The 23,734-nt window shown below is 74.4% G+C and carries 19 protein-coding genes; 6 read left to right on the top strand and 13 right to left on the bottom strand.

What is annotated here, in order from left to right; all coding sequences use genetic code 11:
• The first annotated feature begins 530 nt into the window (after positions 1-530).
• The gene (locus AB0L89_RS38535; RefSeq protein ID WP_365152174.1) at positions 531-1,013 is read left to right on the top strand and encodes a DUF6099 family protein; all 483 of its coding nucleotides are present in this window, start codon (positions 531-533) and stop codon (positions 1,011-1,013) included.
• 65 nt (positions 1,014-1,078) lie between these two features.
• On the opposite strand, the gene AB0L89_RS38530 is transcribed toward AB0L89_RS38535, so the two are convergent.
• On the bottom strand, positions 1,079-1,360 hold the full coding sequence (locus AB0L89_RS38530) for a hypothetical protein (RefSeq protein WP_365152276.1): 282 nt from the start codon (positions 1,358-1,360) through the stop codon (positions 1,079-1,081).
• Between the two features lie 248 nt (positions 1,361-1,608).
• Between AB0L89_RS38530 and AB0L89_RS38525 the strand changes: the two genes are divergently transcribed.
• Complete coding sequence (locus AB0L89_RS38525) at positions 1,609-2,532, top strand: LLM class F420-dependent oxidoreductase (protein WP_365152172.1); 924 nt, start codon at positions 1,609-1,611, stop codon at positions 2,530-2,532.
• Between the two features lie 148 nt (positions 2,533-2,680).
• Here the strand turns inward: AB0L89_RS38525 and AB0L89_RS38520 are convergent, their stop codons facing one another.
• From AB0L89_RS38520 to AB0L89_RS38485, 8 genes are all read right to left on the bottom strand, one after another.
• On the bottom strand, positions 2,681-3,991 hold the full coding sequence (locus tag AB0L89_RS38520; protein ID WP_365152170.1) for a zinc ribbon domain-containing protein: 1,311 nt from the start codon (positions 3,989-3,991) through the stop codon (positions 2,681-2,683).
• 2 nt (positions 3,992-3,993) lie between these two features.
• Positions 3,994-4,560 (bottom strand): phage tail protein, encoded by a 567-nt coding sequence (locus AB0L89_RS38515; protein ID WP_365152271.1) that lies wholly within the window; start codon positions 4,558-4,560, stop codon positions 3,994-3,996.
• Between the two features lie 95 nt (positions 4,561-4,655).
• Positions 4,656-6,677 carry a putative baseplate assembly protein gene (locus AB0L89_RS38510; RefSeq protein ID WP_365152168.1) on the bottom strand — a complete coding sequence of 674 codons (2,022 nt, stop codon included), beginning with the start codon at positions 6,675-6,677 and terminating at the stop codon, positions 4,656-4,658.
• Positions 6,678-6,683: 6 nt separating this feature from the next.
• Positions 6,684-7,097 (bottom strand): GPW/gp25 family protein, encoded by a 414-nt coding sequence (locus AB0L89_RS38505; protein WP_365152166.1) that lies wholly within the window; start codon positions 7,095-7,097, stop codon positions 6,684-6,686.
• 48 nt (positions 7,098-7,145) lie between these two features.
• Positions 7,146-9,065 carry a VgrG-related protein gene (locus AB0L89_RS38500; RefSeq protein WP_365152164.1) on the bottom strand — a complete coding sequence of 640 codons (1,920 nt, stop codon included), beginning with the start codon at positions 9,063-9,065 and terminating at the stop codon, positions 7,146-7,148.
• Positions 9,065-9,805, bottom strand: a complete 741-nt coding sequence (locus AB0L89_RS38495; protein WP_365152162.1) for a LysM peptidoglycan-binding domain-containing protein — start codon at positions 9,803-9,805, stop codon at positions 9,065-9,067. The genes AB0L89_RS38500 and AB0L89_RS38495 overlap by 1 nt, the downstream gene beginning before the upstream one ends.
• Before the next feature lies 1 nt (position 9,806).
• Positions 9,807-10,244, bottom strand: coding sequence for a phage tail protein (locus AB0L89_RS38490; RefSeq protein WP_365152160.1), 438 nt, complete (start codon positions 10,242-10,244; stop codon positions 9,807-9,809).
• Positions 10,245-10,288: 44 nt separating this feature from the next.
• The gene (locus AB0L89_RS38485; RefSeq protein ID WP_365152158.1) at positions 10,289-11,941 is read right to left on the bottom strand and encodes a hypothetical protein; all 1,653 of its coding nucleotides are present in this window, start codon (positions 11,939-11,941) and stop codon (positions 10,289-10,291) included.
• On the opposite strand from AB0L89_RS38485, the gene AB0L89_RS38480 reads away from it, so the two are divergent.
• Positions 11,931-12,494, top strand: a complete 564-nt coding sequence (locus AB0L89_RS38480; protein WP_365152156.1) for a hypothetical protein — start codon at positions 11,931-11,933, stop codon at positions 12,492-12,494. The two genes, AB0L89_RS38485 and AB0L89_RS38480, sit on opposite strands and share 11 nt — an antisense overlap.
• A gap of 1,294 nt (positions 12,495-13,788) precedes the next feature.
• On the opposite strand, the gene AB0L89_RS38475 is transcribed toward AB0L89_RS38480, so the two are convergent.
• From AB0L89_RS38475 to AB0L89_RS38460, 4 genes are all read right to left on the bottom strand, one after another.
• Positions 13,789-13,950, bottom strand: a complete 162-nt coding sequence (locus AB0L89_RS38475; protein ID WP_167357846.1) for a DUF6760 family protein — start codon at positions 13,948-13,950, stop codon at positions 13,789-13,791.
• Complete coding sequence (locus tag AB0L89_RS38470; RefSeq protein WP_365152154.1) at positions 13,947-14,384, bottom strand: hypothetical protein; 438 nt, start codon at positions 14,382-14,384, stop codon at positions 13,947-13,949. The genes AB0L89_RS38475 and AB0L89_RS38470 overlap by 4 nt, the downstream gene beginning before the upstream one ends.
• A complete protein-coding gene (locus tag AB0L89_RS38465) occupies positions 14,384-14,827 on the bottom strand; it encodes a phage tail protein (protein ID WP_055569989.1) in 444 nt (147 codons plus the stop codon). The genes AB0L89_RS38470 and AB0L89_RS38465 overlap by 1 nt, the downstream gene beginning before the upstream one ends.
• Positions 14,828-14,922: 95 nt before the next feature.
• Positions 14,923-16,500, bottom strand: a complete 1,578-nt coding sequence (locus AB0L89_RS38460; RefSeq protein ID WP_365152151.1) for a phage tail sheath subtilisin-like domain-containing protein — start codon at positions 16,498-16,500, stop codon at positions 14,923-14,925.
• Between the two features lie 702 nt (positions 16,501-17,202).
• Between AB0L89_RS38460 and AB0L89_RS38455 the strand changes: the two genes are divergently transcribed.
• The 3 genes from AB0L89_RS38455 (at position 17,203) to AB0L89_RS38445 (ending at position 23,610) form a co-directional block, all read left to right on the top strand.
• Positions 17,203-20,523 carry a BTAD domain-containing putative transcriptional regulator gene (locus tag AB0L89_RS38455; RefSeq protein WP_365152149.1) on the top strand — a complete coding sequence of 1,107 codons (3,321 nt, stop codon included), beginning with the start codon at positions 17,203-17,205 and terminating at the stop codon, positions 20,521-20,523.
• 106 nt (positions 20,524-20,629) lie between these two features.
• Entirely contained in the window at positions 20,630-22,225 is a 1,596-nt protein-coding gene (locus AB0L89_RS38450) for a peptidoglycan-binding protein (RefSeq protein ID WP_365152147.1), read from the top strand.
• On the top strand, positions 22,222-23,610 hold the full coding sequence (locus AB0L89_RS38445; RefSeq protein ID WP_365152145.1) for a hydrogenase expression protein: 1,389 nt from the start codon (positions 22,222-22,224) through the stop codon (positions 23,608-23,610). The genes AB0L89_RS38450 and AB0L89_RS38445 overlap by 4 nt, the downstream gene beginning before the upstream one ends.
• Positions 23,611-23,734 lie beyond the last annotated feature (124 nt).

Below are 23,734 nucleotides of genomic sequence, written 5' to 3'. Positions count from 1 at the left end.
TGGCCTGAAGCGAGGGGGCGGGACCGGCCCGGTCGGCGCGGCCCGAGGCCGCGGGGTGAGACTGACGTCGTCGACGCAGCTCGAGGCGGTGGGGTGCGATGGGCGTGGTCGGCGCGGCCCGAAGCCGTGGGTAGGGCTTACCTGGCCGTAAGCGCCTGACACGGCCGGTCGGACTCGACGCGGCCGGTCGCACTGGACGTGGTCGGAGGGGACTTGCGTGTCTGGAGAGGCCCGGCGGGAAGCCGGTGGATCCACCGAGTGCTGCCCGCGGCCCGCTCGTCGGTGCTCGCTTCGGCGGCAGCTTTTCGGTCTTCCTCCACGCCTCCATGCCTACTTTTCCGGCCGACGGAGTCCCCCATTCCGGTACTTTCGTCACTCTCCGGAGTGGATGGCTTGTCCAAACTCGATTGCTTGTCCACAGATTTCCGCCCTCCCCTGGCTTTTCGCCCGCAGGGGTATCACTCTGGGTAGTGGACAACGGAGTTCGGGCGAGCGTGCGGCGAGGGCGCGCGGGATGGAGAGGGCCGGGCATGAACGCGAAGCGGCTCATCGAGGCGAACCGCCGCGCGCTGGCGCGGAGTCAGGACCCGGCGGACATCGTCACGGAGGTATGGCAGTCGCAGGCGCTCGCCCAGGCGATCGGCAGCCGTCTCGCGGTGAGCGGCCCTCCGGAGTTACGCGGCGAGGCGCTGGGCCTGAGCGAAGTGGGCGGCAGAGCCTGCGGGCTGCTGGACGCCCCGCGGTTGGGGACCGAGAGCATAAGGGCCGCGCGGCTGACGGAGACCGGCGACGCCCAGGAGGTCCTGCTGGGCCTCGGCAGACTCCTCGGCGAGGTCGCCATCGCGCTGGTCGGCGTCGCCATGGAGGCAGCGGACGAGGGGGTCTACTGGCAGTGCATGGAAGCGATCGACGCCGCCGACGAGTCGCGTGACCGGGTGATCGAGATGCTGCGCAGGCTCGCGGTGCGGGAGCAGAGCCTGCCCGAGCCCGACTCGGCGGCGGGGCCGTCATGAGGCGGCGCCGTGCCGACCCCGCCGGACGGCAGGGTCGGGGAGGCCTTGGGGGAGCGCGTCCGCCGTCAGAGGCGGCCGGTCTCGTCGCCGCTCTGCGGACGCGTGCCCGTGGATGTGGCGCCGGTCGAGGCGACGCCGGTGGACGGGGCGGTCGACGCGCCGGTCGACGAGGGCGCGCCTCCGGGGGACGCGGACTGCTGAAGATCGGCGTCCAGTTGGGTCAGATCCGCGTTGAGCGCTGCCATCAACTCCTCCATCTGCTGCAGCAGGCCCTTGGGTGCACCCTGCTGGGCAGGCACGGGCGAATCGTGCGCGGCCTCCTGCTCGGGCACGGCTTCCTGGGACATGACGGCCTCCTCGGCCCTCGCCCTCCCCGTGGGGGAGAGCAGTTGATGCAGGCGGCGCACCGGCATGGGCCGCCGGCGCGGGTGCCGGGCGGTCCGGCTCCGCCCCGGCCAACGATCACCCGACGTGCGGGGTCACTGGGCCGGGACGGCGCCGGTCGCCGTGTTGACGGATTTTCACCCGACCGGGGTGGCGGGGGATCGGCGGGACCGGTGGGGTTGACGGGCGTTCGAGCGTGCAGGATGGCGACATGGATCTTCGAATCTTCACGGAGCCCCAGCAAGGGGCCACCTACGACACCCTGCTCACCGTCGCCAAGGCCACCGAGGACCTCGGCTTCGACGCCTTCTTCCGGTCGGACCACTACCTCCGGATGGGTTCCGCCGACGGACTGCCCGGTCCCACGGACGCGTGGATCACGCTGGCCGGTCTGGCGCGCGAGACCCAGCGGATCAGGCTGGGCACGCTCATGACCGCCGGCACCTTCCGGCTGCCGGGCGTGCTGGCCATCCAGGTGGCGCAGGTCGACCAGATGTCGGGCGGCCGGGTCGAACTGGGCCTGGGCGCGGGCTGGTTCGAGGACGAGCACAAGGCATACGGCATCCCCTTCCCCAAGGAGAAGTTCGCCCGCCTGGAAGAGCAGCTGGAGATCGTCACGGGCCTGTGGTCGACGGAGGTCGGCAAGACCTTCAGCCACGACGGCACGCACTACCGGCTCACCGACTCGCCGGCCCTGCCCAAGCCCGCGCAGGCCAAGGTCCCGGTGCTCATCGGCGGCCACGGCGCCAAGCGCACCCCGCGCCTGGCCGCGCAGTTCGCCGATGAGTTCAACATCCCGTTCGCCTCGATCGAGGACAGCGAGCGGCAGTTCGGCCGGGTCCGTGCCGCCGCCGAGGAGGCCGGACGCAAGGGCGGCGACCTGGTGTACTCCAGCGCGCTGGTCATCTGCGTCGGCAAGGACGACGCGGAGGTCGCCCGGCGCGCGGCGGCGATCGGCCGTGACGTGGACGAGCTCAAGGCCAATGGCCTCGCCGGATCCCCGGCCGAGGTCGTCGACAAGATCGGGAGGTATGAGGAGATCGGCGCGAGCCGCGTCTACCTGCAGTTCCTGGACCTGACCGACCTCGACCACCTGGAGCTGATCTCCTCGCAGGTGCAGTCGCAGCTCTCCTGACCGCGCCGTCCCGGCTCGACGGACGGCCCCGGATCGTGGCCGCCGGGCTCACCCCTCCGGTGCCCGGCGGCCACTCCCCTCATGGAGCGGGGGAGGCAACGTCACGCGGCGTGCGTGACGTTGCCTCCCCCGGTGCGGCGGTCCGGCCCTACTGGGTCGACCGGCCGAAGTACTCCAGCTCTGCGATGGCCACCTGGCGGTCCTTGCCCGCGCCGTACGCCGAGCGCACGATCAGCCGGGCGCTGACCGCGTCGCGCACGCGCACGTCGACCTTCTGCACACCGCCGTCGTTGATCCGGCGCTTCATGATGTGCTCCTTGCCCGCGGAGTCGTTGACCACCAGGTCGAACTCCATGGGCCGGGCCTGCTCGGCGGCCTGCGCGCTGCGCCCCGAGGTGCCGGGCGTGATCAGCAGGTTGAGCAGGTCGGTGGGCTGGCCGAAGTCGGCCTGCAGCCACTGCCCGGCCGAGTCGCCCGCGTAGCCCGTCCCCCACCAGGTGTTGGAGTAGCCGTCGAAGGCGAGCTTGGCGGGCTGCTTCGGCGCGGCGTGCGAGGCGCTGAACTTCGTGGGGTGCACGGGCACCCGCTTGGCGAAGTGGTCCTGCACGGCCCGCGCGGCCGGGGGACCGCCGAAGATCCCGCCGACGATCAGGCCCGCGACCACCGCGATGCCCACGGCGCGGGCGATCCACCGGGTGCGGTCGCGGTGCAGCCGGGGCCGCTGACCGGCGTAGGGGCCCTCGGCGTTCTGGGCGACGGCGTCCTTGAGCGGGTTCGCGCAGCTGCGGCAGAAGTGGCGGCGGGGCGCGTTGGGCGATCCGCAGCTCGGGCACGGCACGCCGTACTCGGGGTCGGCGGGGGCGGCGGCCTGCCGGACGCGGGGCCGCGCGGCCTCCGGCCTGCCCGGCAGGACGCTGCCGGGTGCCCCGGGCGGCGCGACGGGCTCGGCGTCCGGCACCGGCACCAGCAGCGAACGGATCGCGGTGTCGGAGGAGGACGAGGGCGAGGAGGCGGGCCGGGCCGGGGAGTCGGCACCGGCCGGCTGCGCGGGCGGACCCGAGGGCAGCGGCACGGTGGTGTCCGTGGCACCGGGCACCGGACCCTGCTGGGCGGCGCCCGGCAGGTCGGGGGTGGCCGCGGCCTGGGGGCGCGGCGGGACCGGCGCGCCGTACGGGGCACCAGCTCCGGCCCCCGCCCCGCCGGGCTCGGGCGCGGCGTCGGCGCCGGGAGCCGCAGGGCTCGGACCACCCGTGCCGGGCGCGGAGTTCGACCCGCCCTCCGCCCCGTGCGTCGGTCCCGCCGGGGTGTCCCAGCGCATGAAGGCGCCGCACGAGTCGCAGAAGGACTGGCCGTGCTGACGGGTCGGGGTGCCGCACTCGGGGCACGGGGGAGTGGCGGACGAGGAGCGCGGCTGGTCGTGGGCGCCGCGGCTGTCGTGGGTGTCGGGCTGCTCAGGCATCTCTAGGTTCCTTCAGGGGAAGGCGTGGTGGTCACCTCGGCCGTGAAGGGGAGGTGGGCGGGACGGGCGGCGGCGACGACGGACCGCAGACGGTGCTGGTCCACCGACGCCGGGTCGCGCACGCGCAGCGCGACGTGCAGCGCGGGACGCGGGTTTCCGGGGAAGGCGCCGAGCGGACGGGCGGACCAGGCCGCGCCGCCGCTCTCGGTGATCTCCGGGCGTACGCCGAAGGCGAGTTCGACGGCGGCGGACAGTCCGCGCAGGGTGCCGCGGACGCGGTGCAGGGCGACGGCGGAGCCCACCGCGTGGCGGCGCACCACCACCGGCTCGGTGCCGTCGAGCTCCGTGCCGACCCAGTCCGTCAGCCAGTCGACGAAGTCCTCGGGCGCGAGGGCGGGCGTGAAGTACGCCTCCAGGCAGTCCAGGACGGTGAAGACGGGCGCGAGCACGACGTCCAGGCCGGAGACGAAGCGCTGCACGAAGTCGTCGTCCGCGAAGACGCCGGGCAGCGAATCGCCGAGCGGATGGGCGGACGCCAGTGCCGGCAGCGAGCCCCGGGACGTGGGCATCGGCGCCGACGACGCGGCCTTCGAGAAGGACATCGGTGACATCGGTGACTTGAGGGTCTTCGTCGTCTGCACGGCGCTCCGTGCGGTCGGCTCCGTCATCGTGCCTCGATGACGCGGACGCGGTGGTCGAAGGGGAACAGCAGCGCGGACGGGCCGAGTTCGATGCGGTCCGTGGCGTCGCCGCGCCGGGCCGTCAGCGGGTCGGCCGGGTGCAGGAGCACCTCGTCGACCAGTTCCACGCCCGGCACCCGTTGCAGCGCCGCGAAGATCTCGCCGGCCCGCAGCGGACGCCCGAACGGCCAGCCCTCGCCGTGCGCCCCGCCGGTCAGCGGGTCCAGGTAGGCGTAGAGGGCGTCCAGGGCCTCGGCCCGTACGCGCTCCGCCTGCGCGGCACGGAAGGAGTGGAGCGTGGCGACGACCGTGACGCCCTGGTAGAAGGGCGGGCCGACCGCGAGCCGGGTGCCGATCGGGCGGCGCTCGTCGAGGAAGTCGGTGACGCGGGAGAGCAGTTCCTCGCCCGGGACGAGCTGCTCGAAGCGCAGCCGGCCGCCCCGGTCGGGCACCGCCTGCGGCACGACCAGGACCCGCACCGCGTTCTCGCCCGCCTCCGCGGCGTCCGCGGCCAGGCAGTGGATGCGGGCCGTCTCCGGCGCCGCCCGCCTGGCCAGCTCCTCGTAGTCGCGCGCGGTGACCGCCCGCTCCTGCGCACGCAGCGCGATCGGCGCGCGGACCTTGGCCTCCTGCACCGTCTCGCCGTCCACCCCGCCGCGCGCCGCCTCGCGGTTCTCCACACGGGCGACGTAGGGAATGGAGCTGCGCAGGACCTGGATGGCGCCCCGGGCCACATTGCCGGTGCGGCCGCCGCCGGTGCGGTAGCGGGTCGCGCGGATGGCCGCGCCCTTGGCGGGCACCGCGCCGAACTGCCGCAGGGAGCCGTCCGGTTCGCGCACGGCGGGCCCGAAGGCGAGCTCGCCGGTCGCCGCGTCGAGCGTCACATGACGGTCGTGCGGTCCGGAGGACGCGAAGTTGTCCACGACCTCCCAGCGCACCCAGCCCGACCCGCCCCGGCCGTCACCCGAGCCCTCGCCGTCACCGGAGCCCTCGGAGTCGTCGAGACCCTCGGGGTTCTCCGCGATCTCCAGGATCAGCGGCGGCCGGTCCGCGACCACCGGCGCGTGCGCCAGACGGACCCGCTGACCGGGCACGCCCGAGGAGTCGCCGAGGAGTTCGTCGCGCACGACGTCGGCGTGCGAGACGGTCGTCGTGCCGCCGATGGTGAACGCGGACGAGGACCGCACGGTCGGCGAGGAACTGTAGAACGGCTGGCCCGGCGCCGCCTCCACCACCCGGCAGCGCACCCAGCCCGCGTCCTGCCGCCCGATGCGCGAGACGAGGTGCCCGGCCGGGATGTGCAGGATGACCTCGCCGGGCCGGTTGAGGCCACCGGTGGTGTCCTCCGCCACCTCGCACATGGTCCAGCCGTCCGCGGTCCACGCCTCCCACACCAGCGGCGGCTGACGCGGGTCGACGCCCACGCCGTCGACGCGGCTGTCGAGCTGGAGGACGGCGGCGCACCGCGGCACCGCGGCGCTCAGCCCGAACAGGAGGGTGTCGCCGGGCCGCGGGGACGCCCCGAACACCGACACGTCGTTGCCGCCGAAGATGTCCTGCCCGCAGTCCTGCGGAGTGCCGCCGGACTCCTGCCGCAGCACGGCCGCCAGCTCGCAGGGCACCACCGTCAGGTCCGCCTCGGTCGCGAAGGCCACCGCCTCCTCGGTCTCCGTGCGGCTGGTCGCCACCTCCGTGCCCGCGGGCAGGACGACCGGCTCGGGCTGCGGCGCGGAGAGCCAGAACGTGACGTCCGCGCGGGCCGATGACGGCGGGAAGAGCGTGACGCCGAGCAGGTCGAGGAAGGCCAGATGGTTCTTCTCCGGCACGCGGTTGAGGCGGTAGACGACCTGGTCAGCCATGTGCGCGACCGCCTCGACGAGGGTGACGCCCGGGTCGGAGACGTTGTGATCGGTCCACTCCGGGCAGCGCTGCTGGATGTGGCGCTTGGCGTCGTCGACGAACTGCTGGAAGCGCCGGTCGTCGAGGTGGGGTGCGGGCAGGGCCATCGGACTTCAGACTCCGCTCTCTGATTCCGTGGACGGGATCACGTAGAAGGGAAAGACGAGACTGCGCGGGTTGTTGGTGCCGCGCACGGTGTAGCTCACGTCGATGAACAGGACGGACGGGTCGTCGGGCGCCGGGGTGACCTCGACGTCCAGGACCTCGATGCGCGGCTCCCAGCGGTCCAGCGAGGAGCGCACCTCGTACCGGATCCGGCCCGCCGTCGCCTCGTTGACCGGCGCGAACACCAGGTCGTGGACGGCGCAGCCGAACTCGGGCCGCATCGGCCGCTCGCCCGGCGCGGTGGCGAGCACGAGCCGGATCGACTCGTCGATCTCGCGCTCGCGCCGCGCCAGCGCGATGCCGCCGCCCGCGTCGATGCGCAGCGGAAACGTCCAGCCCGCGCCGACGAACTGTTCACTCATGTCCGGTGCTCCCCTTGAGACGCATGTCGCTCAACTCCCTCAGGCCGCCTAGAAGGGCAGGCCGTTGCGCAGCACGGCCGGTGCCGTCAGCGTGACCGTGGCCGCCGAGCTGACGGCCGCCGGGCCGACCGCCGTGGCGGTGAGCGCGCCGGCCGCGTTGAGGGTGACCGCGCCCGCCGCGGTCAGCCCGACGGCACCGGCCGCCTTGACGCTGACGGCGCCGGTCGCGTTGATGTCCGCCATGCCGCCCGCGTTCACCCCGAACTTCGCGCCCGCCTTGATGTCGACCATCCCGCCGGCGCTCATGGTGAGCGAACCGCCCGCGGTCAGCGACAGGTTGCCGCCCGCCCTGATGCTGACGTTGCGGCTGCCGGAGATGGACACGGTGCCGTCGCTGCGGATGGTCACGCTGGTCTTCGTCTCGTCCATGTGGACGGTCAGCCGGCCGTTGCCCGTCTGCAGCCGGATGCCGCTCTTCATGCGGGACTTGGCGTCGACGAGCTCCATGGTGTGGCCGCTGCGCGAGGACACCGAACGCCAGTTGACGCGCCCGCTGGTCGGGTCGATCGGCTGCAGCCCGTCCGTGTTGGGCGTCGGCTTGTCCCTGCCGTTGTACAGCCCGGCCAGCACGTACGGGTGCTCCAGGGACCCCCGGTCGAAGGCGACGAGCACCTCGTCGCCCACCTCGGGCATCATCAGGCCGCCGCCGCGCACCCCGCCGAGCTGCGCGATGCGGCACCAGTCGCTCTCGTAGGTGTCCGAGAGCCACGGGAAGCGCAGCTTGACGCGGTGCATCTTGAGCGGGTCCTTGGCGTTGCTCACCAGCGCCATGGCGACGCCCGGCATCGGCGGCGCGGCGTCCGAGCCGCCCGAGGCGAGCCCGTACAGCGAGCGGAACTGCCGCCCCGAGACCGTCAGCCAGGTCGTGAACTGCCGCCCCGACTCGAAGAGGTGCCGCACGCCGGTCGCCGTGTACTTGCCCTCGAACGGGAAGCCCGCCCCCTTCAGCGCCACCGGCTGCCCCGGCCGCAGGTCCGGGTTGCCGGTGACCGCGACCTCGATCTCCGCGAAGGAGCCCGACACGTCGTCCGCCAGCGACCGCGCGGCATGCGTGACCTGGGCCTGCGTGGTGTACGGCGTCTGCGTGCTGGTCAGCTCGGCCTTGCCGAACGGCTTCGAGAGCTGCGCGGGCGTGATGTCCGCGACGATGTCCTTGCTGGTCACGGCGGGCGACTTCGCGGACAGCGCCCGCTTGGCCCGCATGTCCCAGCCGCGCGCCCCGGCCGAGTCGACCTGCCCGGCGGAGGTCACCGAGACCCGGCTGTGCAGCGCGTTGTGCCCGAACTCCAGGACGTAGGGACTCTGCGCGGCGGGCGTCGTGTCGGACGGCGCGCCGGCGGCCGGGGCGAGCTTGGCGAAGCAGAGCTTGCCCTTCTCGTCGAACGACAGGTGGGTGTCGTTCTCCTGGGCGAGCCGGGACAGGAAGTCCCAGTCGGTGATGTTCGGCTGCGTGGCCAGCTCGTAGACCGTGGGAGTGGAGTCGATCTTGCCGAGTTTGAGGCTGTTGAGACCGGCGATGCGGCGCACGATGTCGGAGGCCGTCATGTTCGGGTAGCCCTGCACGCGGCGGTTGCGCATCAGCCGGTGCCCGGGGTCGTAACCGCGCACGACCAGCTGCTTGCCGCCGCCGTCCGCGTCCACCTCCAGGGCGGTCACCTCGCCCGTCAGCATGGGCTTGCCGCGCACGCCGTCGGTGAACGGGCTGAGCACCGCCTTGGCGCCCACCTTGATCTGCGGGAACTTCTCCAGGATGTCGCCGCCGCTGTCGACGAAGGTCAGCTGGAACGCGGACGGCACGTTCACGCTGGAGTCCACCCAGCCCTCGACGAGCAGCACGGCCAGCTTGTCGGGCAGGCGGGAACCGCCGATCTCGGCGTGCAGGACGCTCGTGTACGTCTTCTCACTCATCAGGACTCCACGTGCGCGGGGCGGGTCTCGTCGGCGGCGGGCAGCAGCAGTTCGGTGCCGGGTCTCAGCCGCATCGGGTCGTCGATGTCGTTGGCCTCGGCGATCAGCCGCCAGCGGGTGGCGTCGCCGTACTCGCGCCACGCCAGCGAGGCCAGCGAGTCACCGGCGACGGTGCGGTGCACCCGGCGCGCCGAGAGCGCGCCGGACGTCGGGTTCTGGCCCTTGGTGGGCATCGCGACCTCGGTGAGCGAGAGCGCGCAGGTGGCACGGATCGGCTCGCCGGTCGGATTGAAGAGCGTGTACGTGGCGCTGACGCTCGTCACGTACGCCACGAACTGCACGGTGTTGAACGACCCCCAGGAGAACCGCACCCAGGGCGGCGAGGGCCGCTTGGTGGTGACGCTCTGCGGTGTCACCTCGCAGCAGGACAGGAGCAGTTCCACCTGCTTCTGCACCTTGCCCGAGTTGGGGGTGCCGGAGGAGTCGAGGAAGACCTCCAGCTGGAGCGTGGCGGGCACGGACCCGGTGAACTTCGGCGGGGCGCCGCGCGTGTAGGCGACCGCCGGCTGGGTGCGCCACTCGGCCGACCGCGCCATCTGCAGCTGCGTCGGGTTGAACTGGAACTCCACCTCTCCGATCCGCCCGCCCATCGAGCCGCCGAGGTCGGTGGGCGGCTGGTGGATGGCGAGCGCGGCGCGCACCAGGCTGGCGCCCGCCTTGCCTCCGGTCGGCGCGGCCATCTCAGGCACCTCCGGCGTCGGTGAAGCCGTGGTGCGCGATCTCCAGCGTCTCGGTCGCCACGGAGGGGCTGTCCGGGCTCAGGCTCGGCCCCTGCCAGCGCACGGGCAGCACCTCGACGAGCCCCCACTGCGCGACGATCGACCCGTCCGCGCGCAGCGCGGCGATCTGCGCGGTGGGCCGCTGGATCCCGGTCGCGATGGACGAGATCCACGCGGCCACGCGGGAGGTGTCGGCGGTCAGCGGCCGGGTGAGACGGATGGTGGAGAAGGTCACGCGGGTGGGCAGCTGCCAGACGAATCCGTTGTTGCCGCCTTCCTGCCGTTGCTCCACCTCCACCTCGGAGGAGAGCCCGTCGCAGCCGTTGAACAGACCGAGGTCCTGGCCGTCGATGGTGAGCTTGAAGAAGACGGTCGAGCCTGGGTCCAGGGTCGAGGGCATGGGTTCTCTTCCGGGTTCGTTCCAGTGGTGGCGGTGGGCGGGGGTCAGCGGCCGTGGTCGCGGAGCCTGCCGATGCGCTCGCGGTCGCTGCGCAGTTCCGCGCGCAGCAGCCGGGAGAGCGGGGCGAGCAGCCGGCGGGCGAGCTCGTCGAGCTCGGAGGGGCTGGACTCGGAGGCGGGGGCGGATCTGGCGGCCGGCGCGTCGGCGGCCGGGGCGGGCGCCTCGGCCGGTGCGGGGGTCCTGGCGACCGTGGTGCGGGCCGGGGCCGCCGGGGCGGGTGCGGCCGGAGCCGCCGCGGGCGGTGCGGCGGCCGTCTGCCGCTGGACGGCGGGCGGCGGCGCGGCCGGAGCCGGGGCGGCGGTCTGCGCCGGTGCCGGGGGCCGGGCGCGGCGCACGGTGCGCAGCGGAGCGGCGGGCGGCACGGCCGCGGGTATCGGCGCGGGTGTCGGCATGCGGTGGGACGCCCGGGGGCCGGGCGGGGAGAGAGGTACGACGACGGGGGCGGCGGACCCCGCGGACGGGCCGCCGCCGCGCGGGGGCCGGGCGGCGGCGGAGGACCGCTGGAGCGGGACGGGTGTGGGCGCCGGTGCGGGCAGGGCAGCGGGCGTCGCCGCTGCCGCTGCCGCCGCTCGGGCGGGTGCGCCCGCGCCGGTCGTCCGGGGCGCTCCCGCGTCGTTGGCCGCCTGGGTCCGGGCCGCGAGGCCTCGGGACGGCGTCAGGGGGCGGGGGCTCGCGGCGGCCGTGCCGGAGGCGGGCTCGGGGTGATAACCGCCGGGTGCGAGACGGCGGTTGACCGGGACGACGGGCAGCGGCCGGGCCGGTCCCTGCGCCTTCGCCTGGGGCGCGGCCGCCTTCGCCCGCGGCCGGGCTTCCTGCGCGCGGGCGGGCTCGGGCTGCGGCTCGGGCTCCGGCCGGAGGGCGAGCTCGGGCGTCGGAGGTGCCGGAGGCACGGTGGGCGCCTTCGCCGTGGCGGGTGCCTGGGGCTCGCCGGGTACGGCCCGCTGGAGGGGCGTGACCGGCGCGCCGATCGGCGTCGAGCGCGGGGTGCCCTGCGGCGCGGGGGCCGCCGGGGGCGTGGGCGCCTGGCTGAGGGGCTCGCCGAGTCCGGTGCGGGGCCTGCCGGTCGGCGTGGCGGCGCCGTCCGGCGCGCGCCGGACCCGGCGTACGAGAGGCCGCCGCTGTACGGGCTGGACGGGGGAGCCCGCCCGCACAGCGGCGGGGTCGGCAGCCCCTGGTCCGGTGGGGGGCACCGGACCAGGGACGTCGGTGGTCCGGACGCCGGAGGGGGCGTCCGGGGCGGGCAGCGAGCCGGTACGAGGGCTCGGCGTGCCCGGTCCTGAGGTCGGGGCCGGGGCGGGCGCGGCGCCGTCGGCCGCGGCGGGGGACGGCGCCGGACGCCTGGTCCCCACGGGGAAGAGCTGCCGCTCCGGCACGACGGCGGGCTTCGCGGACACGAGCGGGGAGCGCCCGGCCCGCGACCGCTGCACGACGGGCACGACGCAGTCGGACGACACCGCGCCGCGAGAGCCGGTCAGGGGCGCGGTGCGGTCGGGGGTGCCGGTGGGCACGGGGGCCTTGGCGGGCGCGGCGGCCGTCGTGGGTGCGGGGGCGGGGGCGGGGGCGGGAGCCGGGGCGGTCCGGGTACCGGGCGGCGGCGTACCGGCGCTCTCGGCGGGGGCGGTGGCCTTGCGCTGCACGGGCGGGGTGCCGGTGGCGCCGGGCGCGGTGGCGCCGGACGTGGGGTTTCCCGTGGTGGCGTTCGGCGCGGCCGGCCGGCCGGGCGTGCCCGTCGGCCGTTGCCGGGCCGGGGTTCCCGCAGGGCCGGGCGCGGACGGGGTGTCGGCGCCGGGGCTCGTGGTGCCGGTGTCGGCGGGCGTGCCCTGGTGCGTCGTGGGGGCCTTGCGGGCGCCGGTGAGGGGGGCGGTGGGCTCCGCGGCCGACTGCGTGGAGGAGTCCGGCTGTGTACGCGTACGGGGCGGCTGTCCGCCGGACCTGGTCGCACGCTGGACGGGCCGGTCGGCGGGGGCGCCGGGCCCGGCGCCCGTGGCGGCCGCCGGAGAGGGCGTCGTACCGCTGGGCGCGGCGGAGCGCGGAACACCGCTCCGGGCAGGCGGAGTCGACGCACCGCGCGAGGGGCGGGGCGCGTCCGGGCCCGACGTGCGGCTCGGCGTCCTGCCCGTGTCGCTCGCGTCGCCCACGGGCTTCGACGCGGGGCGCGTACCGCTGCTCGGAGCGGCGGAGGAGCGCTGAACGGCCGGTGCATCGGGCGGAGTCGACGTGCGGGGGGAGGGGCTGTCCGCTCCGGTGTCCGGCGTCGTGCCGACGTCACCGCCTCGGCCCGCGGTGGGCCGCGTGCCACCACTGGCCGCGGTCGAGCGCTGCACCCCGGCCGTCGGAGGGAGAGCGGCGCCCTGCGCGGGGCGGGACGCCTCCGGGCCCGGTGCGGCAGGGCTCGTACCGCCACGGGAAGCGGCCGCACGCCGAACACCGGGCACGGAAGGCGGAGTCGACGTGCCACGAGCGGGCCGGTCCGCACCGTCGCCGGGCTGCCCGGGGGCCTCGACCTCCCGGCCCACCGTGGGCCGCGTACCACCGCTGGAAGCGGCCGAGCGCTGAACACCGGTCGCGGGCACCAAGGGTGACGCACTGTCAGCGGATTTCGACGCACGAGACCCACCAGGTGCACTCGGCGCACTTGATGGACTGGATGTACTCGATGAACTGGGTGTACTCGGCGTACTCGATGGACTGGGCGCGGACGCCGCCGTACCCGGCGCGGGGCGTCGCACGCCCGAGTCCCGCGCCGCCTCCGTCGCGGGGGAATCCTTGGCGCCCCCCTGGGACGCGGGCGCCCGCTGGACACCCGTCCCCGGCGCCGCGGTCGACGCGCCCGGCTCGCCGCCCACCGGACCGGAGGTGGTCCGCGCACCCGAGGCACCGCGAGGCGACCCGCCGCTCCGAGGAGCGCGCGAGCCCGACCGCTGGACGTCCGCGCCCGGAGCCGACGCACCCCGAGCGGACTGCCCGAACCGCGGTCGCGGCAGGGCGGCGTCGCCCTCCGCGTCCGCGCCGGTGGTCTCCGCCACGCCCCGCACGGGCAGCCGCAGCGAGGGCAGGTCGAGGCTGCCGGGGCGGCCGGCGACCGGGGTGAGGACGTCGCGCAGCAGGCCGCCGGGGGCCGAGGAACGCACCGCGTGGCCCAGCTCACCGCCGAAGGACGGGTTCTGGTGCGTGGCGAGCGTCGAGCCGAAGCCGCGTTCGGCGACCGTGCGCGGTGCCGCGAGGACGCGCTGGACCGGCGGCGCGGCGGCCCAGCCGCCGTCACCGCCCCGCCCGGGGGCGGCGGTCCCGTCGCCGGCGTCGGTGCCGCTTCCGGCACCGGCGCCCGCGTCGGCCCGCGCCGACTCCGCCGCGCTCGGCGCGGCAGCGTCCTCCCGCGGCCCCCGCCGCCACCTGAACAGACCCATCACTTACCTCGACTCAGCTGCACACCGACCTGCCGATCCGCCGACCCCCGGATCCACGGACCCAACGCCCCGGCGCCTCACTGCCTCGCCGCCTCCGCCTGCTCCACCAACGTGGCGGTCCGGGACACGTACGCGCGCCGGTCCGCGTGTTCGAGGTCGAGGATGTCGTCCATGCCCCAGTGGAAGTGGTAGGCGAGGTACGCGACTTCCTCCTCGATGCGGTCGGCGGCGTACGTCACGATTCCCCCAGGCGGCTCCCGGCCAGCTCCACCTCGAAGGACTCCTCGCAGTGCGGGCAGGCGACGGCCGCCCGCGTGTGCCCCTCGGCGTTGATCTGCCGGTAGAAGTCCTGGAGGAAGGCCAGGTCGGAGGCGAACATGTTCTCCACCGTGCCGTCGTGGACGGTGCCGAGCGTGCCGAGCCGGGTGATGACCCGGCCCAGCAGCACGACCGACAGATAGGCGGGGTTCTCGCGGACCCGCACGTCCCGCAGCGGCACCAGTTCGTCGCGGGCCGTCGCCAGCCGCATCGCGCCGTTGCGGTGCACGGTGCCGGACTCGTCGACGTACCCACGAGGCAGCTCGAACTCGAACTCCGTGCGCAGCGGTTCGCGCGCCGCCGCCGTGCCGGGCGTACCCGCGGCACTCGCCCCCGCCGGGCCTTCGCGCCGCATTACTCGATGACCAGCTCTTCGAAGACGATGGTGACCTGCTCGGTCAGCGCGGCGGCGTCGCCCGCCTTGACCCCGCTGGTCTCCACCTTGCTGCACCAGGCGTTGCGGAGGTTGTACCGCTTCACCGGGTTGTTCTGGTAGTCCATCATCATGATCGTGGCGTTCTTGCGCGCCGAACCCATGTCGCCCTGAATGGACTTGTTGATCCACTCGCTGAAGACGGGGCTCTGCGTCATGCCGCGCGTGACCGTGCACTCGCCGGCCTTCTTCACGCCGGGCATCTTCTTCACGACGGGCTTGCCGTCCGCCGAGACCTGCTGGTACTCGATGACGTCCTGCTCCATGGACAGGCCGCTGACCTCCTGCAGGTACTCGACCATCACGCCGTCGATCTGGAGGCCGAAGTTGTGTGTAGTGAGCGCATCACCGGGCTGAAGGGACAAGGGAGTTCTCTCCTGTACTGCTGCTGCTTGTTACTGCGATTGCGTGCGGGTTCGGGCGGTCGGGGCCGGCCCTGGGGCCGGCCCCCGCCTCTCGGCTACTCCTCCAGCTCGCCGCCCCCGCCGGAGAACTGCGCGAGACGGAACACCACGAACTCGGCCGGCTTGACCGGCGCGATGCCGATCTCGCAGACGACCCGGCCGACGTCGACCGACTCCGGCGGGTTGGTCTCCTCGTCGCACTTGACGTAGAACGCGTCCTCGGGGCGCTGGCCGAACAGGGCGCCCGAGCGCCACTCGTTGACCAGGAACGCCGAGACGTTGCGCCGGATGCGTGCCCACAGGGCGTGGTCGTTCGGCTCGAAGACGACCCACTGGGTGCCGATGAGGATCGACTCTTCGAGGTAGTTGAAGTAGCGGCGCACGTTCAGGTAGCGCCAGGCCGGGTCGGACGCCATCGTCCGCGCGCCCCAGACCCGGATGCCCCGGCCGGGGAAGGCGCGGATGCAGTTCACGCCGATCGGGTTGAGCAGGTCCTGCTCGCCGCGCGTGATCTGGAGGTCCAGGTCGACGGCGCCGCGCACGATCTCGTTGGCGGGCGCCTTGTGCACACCGCGCTCGGCGTCGTTGCGCGCCCAGATGCCGGCCATGTGGCCGGACGGCGGGACGGTCACGGCCTGGCCGGTGGCCGGGTCGAAGGACTTGATCCAGGGGTAGTAGAGCGCGGCGTAGCGCGAGTCGTAGCCCGCGAGCTCCTGGCGCCACTGGCGCACCTGGCGGGCGTTGAGCGACGGCGGCGGGTCGATGATCGCCATCCGGTCGCCCATCAGCTCGCAGTGCGAGATGAGGCCGAGCTGGACCGCCTTGACCTGCTCCGCGTCGATGAGGCCCTGCTGGTAGGCGCCCATCAGGTCGGGCACCGCGACCATGTTGACCTCGTCGAGGGCCTCCAGGCCGCCGAAGCCGGTGCGGTCGGCGGAGTCGCCGATGAACTGGGCGGTCTCGACGTGGGCCACGGCGCCGTTCGAGGCGGGCACGGCCGGGGCGGCGGGCGCGGGCGGCGCGAGCGTCACGGACTGCGCGTCGGGCTTGGCCACCGTGCCGCCGGCGGCGGCCTCCTCCAGGACGATCGCCTTGGAGCGCTGCTTGACCTGGGTGACGACGTAGTTGCGGGCCGTCTTCTTCGAGCTGACGTCGAAGCTCTCGACGACCTTCTCGCCGTCCTTGACGATCAGCTTGAAGCGGTCGGCGGCGCCCTCGCCCTCGCCGTCCTGCACCTCGACGGTGAGCGCCCCGCCGTTCGTGCTGCCCGCGGTGATGGCGGCGACCTTGTAGCCGCCGAGCGCCACCGGCTCGCCGGCGGTCAGCTGCTTGGGCGCCTCGGCGGCGGGCGCGGCCGGCTCGCTGCCGTCGGTGCCGCCGACCCGGACGACGTAGGCGGCGGAGCCGCCGTTGTTGAAGAAGCCGTACACGGAGTGCGCCAGGTAGTACCCGTCCGTGAACTCGCCGAACGCGGCCACGTACTGGGACCAGTTGGTCACCAGCGTGGGCTCGTTGAGCGGTCCGTGCGGCGCCAGACCGACGAAGGCCGCCACGGAGGTTCCGACGCCCTCGATCGGGCGTGAACCGCTGGCGACTTCCTCGATGTAGACGCCGGGGGACAGGTAGTTAGGCATTTTCTTGGTTCTCCTCGGGAGGACAGGCCGTGGGGCCGCGCGCCGGCGGGACCGCGCGCCGTCGTACCCACCCGACGATGTCCCATGGACGAACCGGCGAGTAGAGACGGGCGGACGCAGTGGAGGGCAGAGGGAGCTGCCCGTTCGGCCACCGGCGGTGGCGCGGGCGGGTCCGGACCAGGCAGGTCAGGTGCGTTGTGCGGGGTCCACGTCCGTGACGGCACGGGCGGTGGAGGGGGCGGGGCCACAGGGGAGGAGGCCCGGGGAGGGGGAGCCCGTCGCCCGCTCCGGACGCGCCGCCGCCGGGAGGTCGCGTCCGGCGTCGAGGTGCCGGTCGGTTGAAGGCTTGACGGAAACTCCCCCCGGTGGGCCGCTTGACCTGTTGGTCCCCGGACCATCCTCACCGCCGCGGTGGCGGTGCCCCAGAGGCGTACGGGCTTGACGGAGGGCAGAGCCGACTGCCCCTTCGGCCACGGGAGTGGAGCACGCCGTCCCATCCGGCTGAATGTGAACGTTCGGTGGCGTATATGTCGCCTATCGGTGTGGAACGTCGTCAATACCTGGTCAACATGCCGGTGCATGTTCCCCGTGTGCGGCCGGTGCCGCTGGTGCTGACGTAACGTTTGGTGCGTACGGACCTTCGTGGTCCGTACAAACGGGCAGGTCGGGGTGAGTGATGGGGCAAGGAGGCGCGGGCTGACCATGCGGGGCGACGCAGGCGGCGATCCGGAGCGGCACGGCGGCAGGGGAGCCGGGCCGGGCGAGCCGGGCGGTGCCCTGCGGTTCCAGGTCCTGGGGCCGATGCGCGCCTGGCGCGACGGACGGCCCCTCACGCTCGGACCCCCGCAGCAGCGCGCCACCCTCGCCGTACTGCTGCTGCGCGGCGGCCACCCGGTCTCCGCGTCGGAGCTGGTGGACGCGCTGTGGGGCGAGGAGCCGCCGCCGCGCGCGGTGGGCGCCCTGCGGACGTACGTCTCGCGGCTGCGCGCCCTCCTCGAACCCGACCGGCGCGCCCGCGAACCCGCCCGCCTCCTGGTGTCGGCCGGCGACGGCTACGCCCTGCGGACGCCGCGCGGCGCCCTGGACGCCTGCGAGCTGGAGGACCGCGTCACCGAGGCGCGACGGCTGCGTGAGACCGGTCAACACGCCCGCGCCCACGCGGAGTTGGCGGCGGCGCTCGCGCTGTCCGACGGCGCCCCGCTGGCCGGTCTGCCCGGACCGTACGCCGGACGCCAGCGCGACCGGCTCACCGAGCTGTCCGTCACCGCGCAGGAGGAACTCTTCGCCTGCGCCCTCGACCTGGGCTGCCACGGCGAGAGCACCGCGCCGCTGCGCGTCTTCGCCGCCGAGCACCCGCTGCGCGAACGCGCCCAGGCCCTGCTGATGCTCGCCCTGCACCGCGGCGGCCGCCAGGCGGACGCCCTCGCCGTGTACGAGGCCACGCGCCGCACCCTCGCCACCGAACTCGGCGTCGACCCCGGCAAGGAACTCACCGTCCTGTACGAGGGGTTGCTCAGGGGCGCTCCGCTGCCGGGCGCGGCGGCGGCGCGGACCCCGGCCCCCGCCCCGCCCGAGCCGCGCGTCGCCGAGCAGCGCCGCCGCACCCTCGCGGCGCCGCAGGCCGCCCCGGCGCGCCCGGAGACACCCGTGGGTCCGGAGACGTCCGTAGGCGCGGAGATATCCGTACGGCCGCTCATGCCCGTACGCCCGGACACCCCCGTACGGCGCGAGCCGGGTGACGGGGCGACTCCGACGCCGTACGCCATGGACATGGCCCCGGGCCGCGCCGGGCCCGCACCCCGCAGGCCCGCGCCCTTTCTCACGCCCGCCCAACTCCTGCCCGACGTGCCCGACTTCGCCGGGCGCGAGGCGGAGGTCGCGCTCCTGACCGAGGCGCTGCACGCCGCCTCGTCCGGCGACACCATGGCCGTCGCCACGCTCACCGGCCTCGGCGGCGTCGGCAAGACCGCGCTCGCCGTGCACGCCGCACACGCCTTACGAGAAGAGTTCCCCGACGGACAGCTGTACGTGGACCTGCGCGGCGCCGACCCGGCGCCGGGCGTGGACAGCGGCAGCGCGCTCACCGGGTTCCTGCGCGCGCTCGGCGTACCCGAGAGCGCCGTGCCCGACGGCCTGGACCAGCAGACGGCCCTGTACCGCTCGCTCCTGTCCGGGCGCCGCGTGCTCGTGCTCCTGGACAACGCGCGCGACACCGCCCAGGTGCGGCCGCTGCTGCCCGGCGCGCCCGGCTGCGCGGTCCTGGTGACCAGCCGCTCGCGGACCATCGCGCTGCCCGGCGCGCGCCTGATCGACGTCGAGATGATGGACGAGCCGCAGGCGCTGGGGCTGCTGTCCGCCATGGCCGGACCCGAGCGCGTCGCCGCCGAACCGGACGCCGCCCGCGAACTGGTCGCCATCTGCGGCGGGCTGCCCCTCGCGGTCCGTATCGCCGCCGCCCGCCTGGCCGCGCGCCCCGGCCGTTCCGTCGCCGACCTCGCGGCCCGGCTGCGCGACGAGCACCGCAGGCTGGACGAGCTGCGGATGGACGACCTGGGCGTCGAGGCGACCTTCCGGCTCGGCTACGAGGCCCTCGAACCGGACCTCGCCCACGCCTTCCGGATGGTCTCGCTCTGCTACATGCCCTCGTTCTGCCGGGGCGCCGCGGGCGCCCTCCTCGACGTGAGCGAGGAGGAGGCGGAGTACGCGGTGGAGCGCCTGGTCGACGCGGGTCTCATGGAGCCGCACGGCGAGGACCGCTACCGCTTCCACGACCTGGTGCGGCTCTTCGCGCGCCGCCAGTGCGAGCGCGAGGAGAGCCCTCGCGAGCGCGCCGACGCCCGCCTCCGCTTCCTCGACTACGTGCTGGCCACCGTCATCACCGCGATCCGCCGCACGAAGCCGAACAGCGTGCTGCCCCAGCTGCTGCACCGGCCCGCCTCCGCGGGCAAGGCCCTGCCGGACGAGGCCGCCGCGCGCGACTGGCTGGTCGTCGCGCACTCCCGGCTCTACGCGGCCGCGGAGAAGGCGCTGGAGCACCTGCCGGACACCGCCGACGCGACGGACGCGGCCGACGCGCCCGGCGGCGGCCCGCCCGGGCTGCGCCCCGTCGTCGACCTGCTCACCGCCTGGTCCCACCTCCTGGTCGGCACCGCCCGCCACCGTGACCTGGAGCCACTGGCCGAACTGGCCCTGCGGACCGCCCGGCGGCACGGCGACGACCAGGCCGCGGCCCGCGCGCTGCGCCTGCTCGGCACCCCGCACTTCGGCACCGAGACCTACGGCAGGGCCGAGCGCGCGCTGCGCGAGAGCCTGCGCCTTGCCGAGTCGGCCGGTGACCCGCTGATCGCCGCCGAGGGCAGCCACGAACTGGGCATCGTCCTCATGGGCACCGGCCGCCACGAGGAGGCCCTGGAGCAATTGAGCCTGGCCTACGACCGGTTCGGGGCGCTCGGCGGGCACGGCGACCGGATCCGCATCCTGTCCCACATGGCGCGCGTGTACGTCACGCTCGGCCGGCGCACGGAGGCGGACGCCGCGCTGGCCCGCGCGGTGCGTCAGGCACGCCGGTCCGGGGGCACGTCCACCCTCGCGCACGTCCTCTACCAGGCGGGCTGCGCCCTCCTGAGGGACGGCCGCGCGGCGGGGGCCGCGGATCTGCTGCGCGAGGCGCAACGGCTGCACGGGCGCTCCAGCAATCCCCGCTGGGAGGCGCTGTGCTGGGCCAGGCTCGCCTACTGCGAACTGGCGCAGGAGCGGCCCGGCGAGGCCCTGGACTGCGCGGACGCCGCGCTGGCCGTCGAGGGCGAGCTCGGCGACGCGTTCTGCCACGCCCTCGCGATGGCCGCGCGCGGCCGGGCGCTGCTGGCCCTCGGCGACCTGGAACGGGCCAGAGGCGCCCTGCGGATCGCGCACCGCGTCATGGCCCGGCGCGGGGCCATGGAGGCCACGGGCATCGCCGCGCTGCTCGCCCAGTGGGAGGCGCGGCCCGGGGCGCCCAGACCCCTGCTCCCGGCCCACGGCTGAGCGTCGGCGGAGGTTTGGGGAGCGGTCCGAGAGGGCAACGTGGGCTGCCCTCAAGGCCGCCCTTTCGTACAAGGAGACCAGGGGGCGCACCCCCTACCGTGCCCGTATGACGTGGTGGAACTCCCTGGACCCGGCCGCGGTGACCGTTGATCCTGGTGGCAGTGCCACCGTGCGGCTCCGTGTGCGCAACACCGGCGACACGGTCGAGGAGTACCGCCTTTCCCTGGTCGGCGCCCCGGCGGGCTGGTCCCGCGTCGAGCCGGACGTCCTGCGGCTCTACCCCGGCAGCGAGGGCACCGCCGAGGTCTCCTTCGCGCCGCCCCGCTCGCCGGACGTCCCGGCGGGCCCCACGCCGTTCGGCATCCGCGTCGAGCCCCGTGAACAGCCCGAGTCCCGCGACGTCGTCGAGGGGCAGGTCACCGTCACGCCCTTCACGCAGATCCGGGCCGAACTGCTGCCGCCCACCATCGTCGGACGCTTCCGCGGCCGGGCCTCGGTCGCCGTGGACAACCTCGGCAACACCCCGCTCACCGCGACGCTGACCGCCCGCGACGACGCCGACCGGCTGGTCTTCGACGCCGACCCCACCAGCATCCAGGTGGCCCCGGGGCGCGCCGTGTTCGCACGGCTCACCGTGCGCCCGCAGCAGGTGCGGTGGACCGGGCAGGCGCAGCCGCACCCGCTCACCGTCTCCGTGCGCCGCTCCGGCGACGAGAACGCCCATGAACTGCCGGGCAGCTTCGACCAGCGCCCGGTCCTGCCGCGCTGGCTGCTCACCCTCGGCAGCGTGCTCGCGGCCCTCGCCGTCGCGTTCGTCGTGTTCTGGTTCTCCTTCGCGCCCAAGCTCAACGGCTCGGCGCGCGAGGACATGGCGGCCGCCGCGCCCGACCCGGCCCCGCAGGGCGGCGACAAGGACGAGCTCGCCGACGCCCCGCCGCCCCCGAAGGACAAGGCGGGCGGCGGCGACCTCGGCGGCGACGGCGGCACGGGCGCCGGCGGCGGCGAGGAGAGAAGCGGCACCGGAGGCGGCGGCACCTCCCGCGACGGCGGGGGCGACGACGGCGGTGACGCCACGAAGGACGAGCCGGGCGGCGGTGACGACGCCCGCACCGGACCGCCGTGGAAGCGCGGCTACGCGTCGGACGTCGTCGTCCAGTACGCCCAGCTCCGCCTCGCCGCCCTCGGCTCCAAGAACCCGTGCACACTCACCGGCGACTACACCCCCGGCGTCATCGACGCCAAGACCGAGGACAAGCTGATCTGTTACCAGAGGGCCGTGATCCGCTCCGGCCAGACCTCCGGCCACAACACCGCGCAGATCTTCGCGACGGACGACGAGGGAGAGCTCGGCCGCGCCACGCTCACCTCGCTGTGGGCGCAGGGCATCCGCCCCGACGACGTCCGCTCCGGCGCCGACACGTGGGAGGTCGTGCAGCTCCAGGCGGCGTTCTGGTGGGCCTCGCAGGCCGGCATCAGCGACGACGACCTGGCCCGCGACCGCGCGTACGCCGAACACGGCGTCTCCTACTTCGAGAACGGCCGCACGCCGCCCACCACGGCGAGATACAGCAGCAACACGGCTGCGCACATCAAGGACTATCAGGCGTCCGTCGGCCTGCCGGCCACGGGCGTCGCGGACAGCAGGACACTGCAGGCACTCGTCGGTGGAAGCGTCACCAACCCCGGCGTGAAGGGGCGATGAGCGACATGTGGACCGCACTCGAACCGACCGCGACCACCGTCGAGCCGGGCTCCAGCGCGAGCGTCCGGCTGCGTGTGCGCAACACCGGCGACACCGTGGAGGAGTACCGCCTCCAGGTCGTCGGCGCGGCCGCGGGCTGGGCCCGCGTACAACCCGACGTGCTGCGCCTGTACCCGGGCGCGGAGGGCACCGCGGAGGTGCAGTTCGCGCCGCCGCGCACGCCCGACGCGCAGGCGGGCCCGACCGCCTTCGGCGTCCAGGTCAGGCCCCGCGAGACCCCGCAGGCGGCGGACGTCGTCGAGGGCCAGGTCACCGTGGGCCCGTTCGCCGAGCTCCGTACCGAACTGCTTCCGCTGATCGTCCGCGGCCGCATGCGCGCCAAGGCGTCGGTGGCCGTCGACAACCTCGGCAACCAGCAGCTGACGGCCTCCTTCTCGGGCCGGGAGAACGGCGAGGAGCTGGAGGTCGAGGCCGAGCCCGGCTCGGTCCAGGTCGCCCCCGGGCGCGCCGGCTTCGCGGACCTGAACCTCAAGCCCGGCGCGATCAGCTGGGTCGGCGGCACCACCAAGCACCCCTTCACCGTCTCCGTGGTCCGGGCCGGGGTGCCCGAGCCGGTGGAGCTGCGCGGCACCTACGTCCAGCCGTCGGTGATCCCGCGCTGGGCGATGGCGGTGCTCTCGATCCTCGTCGCGCTGCTCGTGGCGTTCGCCGTGGTGTGGTTCCAGCACAAGCCGACCATGGCCACGGCGGCCAGGGAGAAGCAGGGCAAGCAGCAGCAGCTCCCGCAGGGCGACGGCATGAAGGAGGCGCCGACCCCGTCGCCGAGCGCCTCCAAGGAGGAGAAGAAGGAGGAACCGCCGCCGGAGACGGGTCAGGACGACAAGCCGGGCGGCGGTGGTGGCGGTGGCGGCGGTCAGGACGACAAGCCCAAGGGCCCCAAGACCCACACCATCCGCAGCGCCGAGGGCGGCGGCTGGTACCTGGAGGTCAAGGAGGGCAAGACGCGGGACGAGACCTACGTCGGGCAGAACCCCGCCCTCACGGACAAGTTCGGGAAGAACCAGGACTGGATCCTGCACCACTACCCGGAGTCCGACACCTACTCCCTGGAGCCGGCCAACGCCCCGGGCAAGGTCCTGGACCAGAAGGCCAACACGAACATCGCGCAGATCTACAACGCGCCGCCGGAGAACATCAAGTCCGGTCAGCTGCCCGGCAACCAGAAATGGAAGCTGGAGAAGCGCCCGGACGGACTGACCCGCATCGTCGCCGTCGGTTCCGGTGAGTGCCTCGTCGACATGCAGAACGACAAGAGCGCCATCACCTGGCAGTGCGACGACAACAGCAAGGCCATGGGCTGGACGATCTCGGACTGGAACGGCTAGCGGAGCCGAAGCGGTTCCGTACGAGCGAGGACCGCGCACGAGTGGAGGGCGGGTCAGTCCGTCCGGGCGCTTCTCCAGCTTCCATTTCTGGTTGCCGGGCAGCTGACCGGACTTGATGTTCTCC

The organism is Streptomyces sp. NPDC052114 (genome assembly GCF_040680155.1).
In the GTDB taxonomy this organism is placed as follows: Bacteria; Actinomycetota; Actinomycetes; order Streptomycetales; family Streptomycetaceae; genus Streptomyces.
The sequence above is the reverse complement of the archived record's forward strand: the minus strand, read 5'-3'. Positions and strand labels throughout refer to the sequence as shown.

Bases quoted from the DNA above. Each gene is read 5' to 3' on its own strand.
- AB0L89_RS38460 (WP_365152151.1), bottom strand. From the start codon at position 16,500: ATGCCTAACTACCTGTCCCCCGGCGTCTACATCGAGGAAGTCGCCAGC.
- AB0L89_RS38470 (WP_365152154.1), bottom strand. From the start codon at position 14,384: ATGCGGCGCGAAGGCCCGGCGGGGGCGAGTGCCGCGGGTACGCCCGGC.
- AB0L89_RS38445 (WP_365152145.1), top strand. From the start codon at position 22,222: ATGAGCGACATGTGGACCGCACTCGAACCGACCGCGACCACCGTCGAG.
- AB0L89_RS38510 (WP_365152168.1), bottom strand. From the start codon at position 6,677: ATGGCCCTGCCCGCACCCCACCTCGACGACCGGCGCTTCCAGCAGTTC.
- AB0L89_RS38450 (WP_365152147.1), top strand. From the start codon at position 20,630: ATGACGTGGTGGAACTCCCTGGACCCGGCCGCGGTGACCGTTGATCCT.
- AB0L89_RS38490 (WP_365152160.1), bottom strand. From the start codon at position 10,244: ATGCCCTCGACCCTGGACCCAGGCTCGACCGTCTTCTTCAAGCTCACC.
- AB0L89_RS38520 (WP_365152170.1), bottom strand. From the start codon at position 3,991: ATGCCTGAGCAGCCCGACACCCACGACAGCCGCGGCGCCCACGACCAG.
- AB0L89_RS38515 (WP_365152271.1), bottom strand. From the start codon at position 4,560: ATGCCCACGTCCCGGGGCTCGCTGCCGGCACTGGCGTCCGCCCATCCG.
- AB0L89_RS38505 (WP_365152166.1), bottom strand. From the start codon at position 7,097: ATGAGTGAACAGTTCGTCGGCGCGGGCTGGACGTTTCCGCTGCGCATC.
- AB0L89_RS38535 (WP_365152174.1), top strand. From the start codon at position 531: ATGAACGCGAAGCGGCTCATCGAGGCGAACCGCCGCGCGCTGGCGCGG.
- AB0L89_RS38530 (WP_365152276.1), bottom strand. From the start codon at position 1,360: ATGTCCCAGGAAGCCGTGCCCGAGCAGGAGGCCGCGCACGATTCGCCC.
- AB0L89_RS38455 (WP_365152149.1), top strand. From the start codon at position 17,203: ATGCGGGGCGACGCAGGCGGCGATCCGGAGCGGCACGGCGGCAGGGGA.
- AB0L89_RS38495 (WP_365152162.1), bottom strand. From the start codon at position 9,805: ATGGCCGCGCCGACCGGAGGCAAGGCGGGCGCCAGCCTGGTGCGCGCC.
- AB0L89_RS38500 (WP_365152164.1), bottom strand. From the start codon at position 9,065: ATGAGTGAGAAGACGTACACGAGCGTCCTGCACGCCGAGATCGGCGGT.
- AB0L89_RS38525 (WP_365152172.1), top strand. From the start codon at position 1,609: ATGGATCTTCGAATCTTCACGGAGCCCCAGCAAGGGGCCACCTACGAC.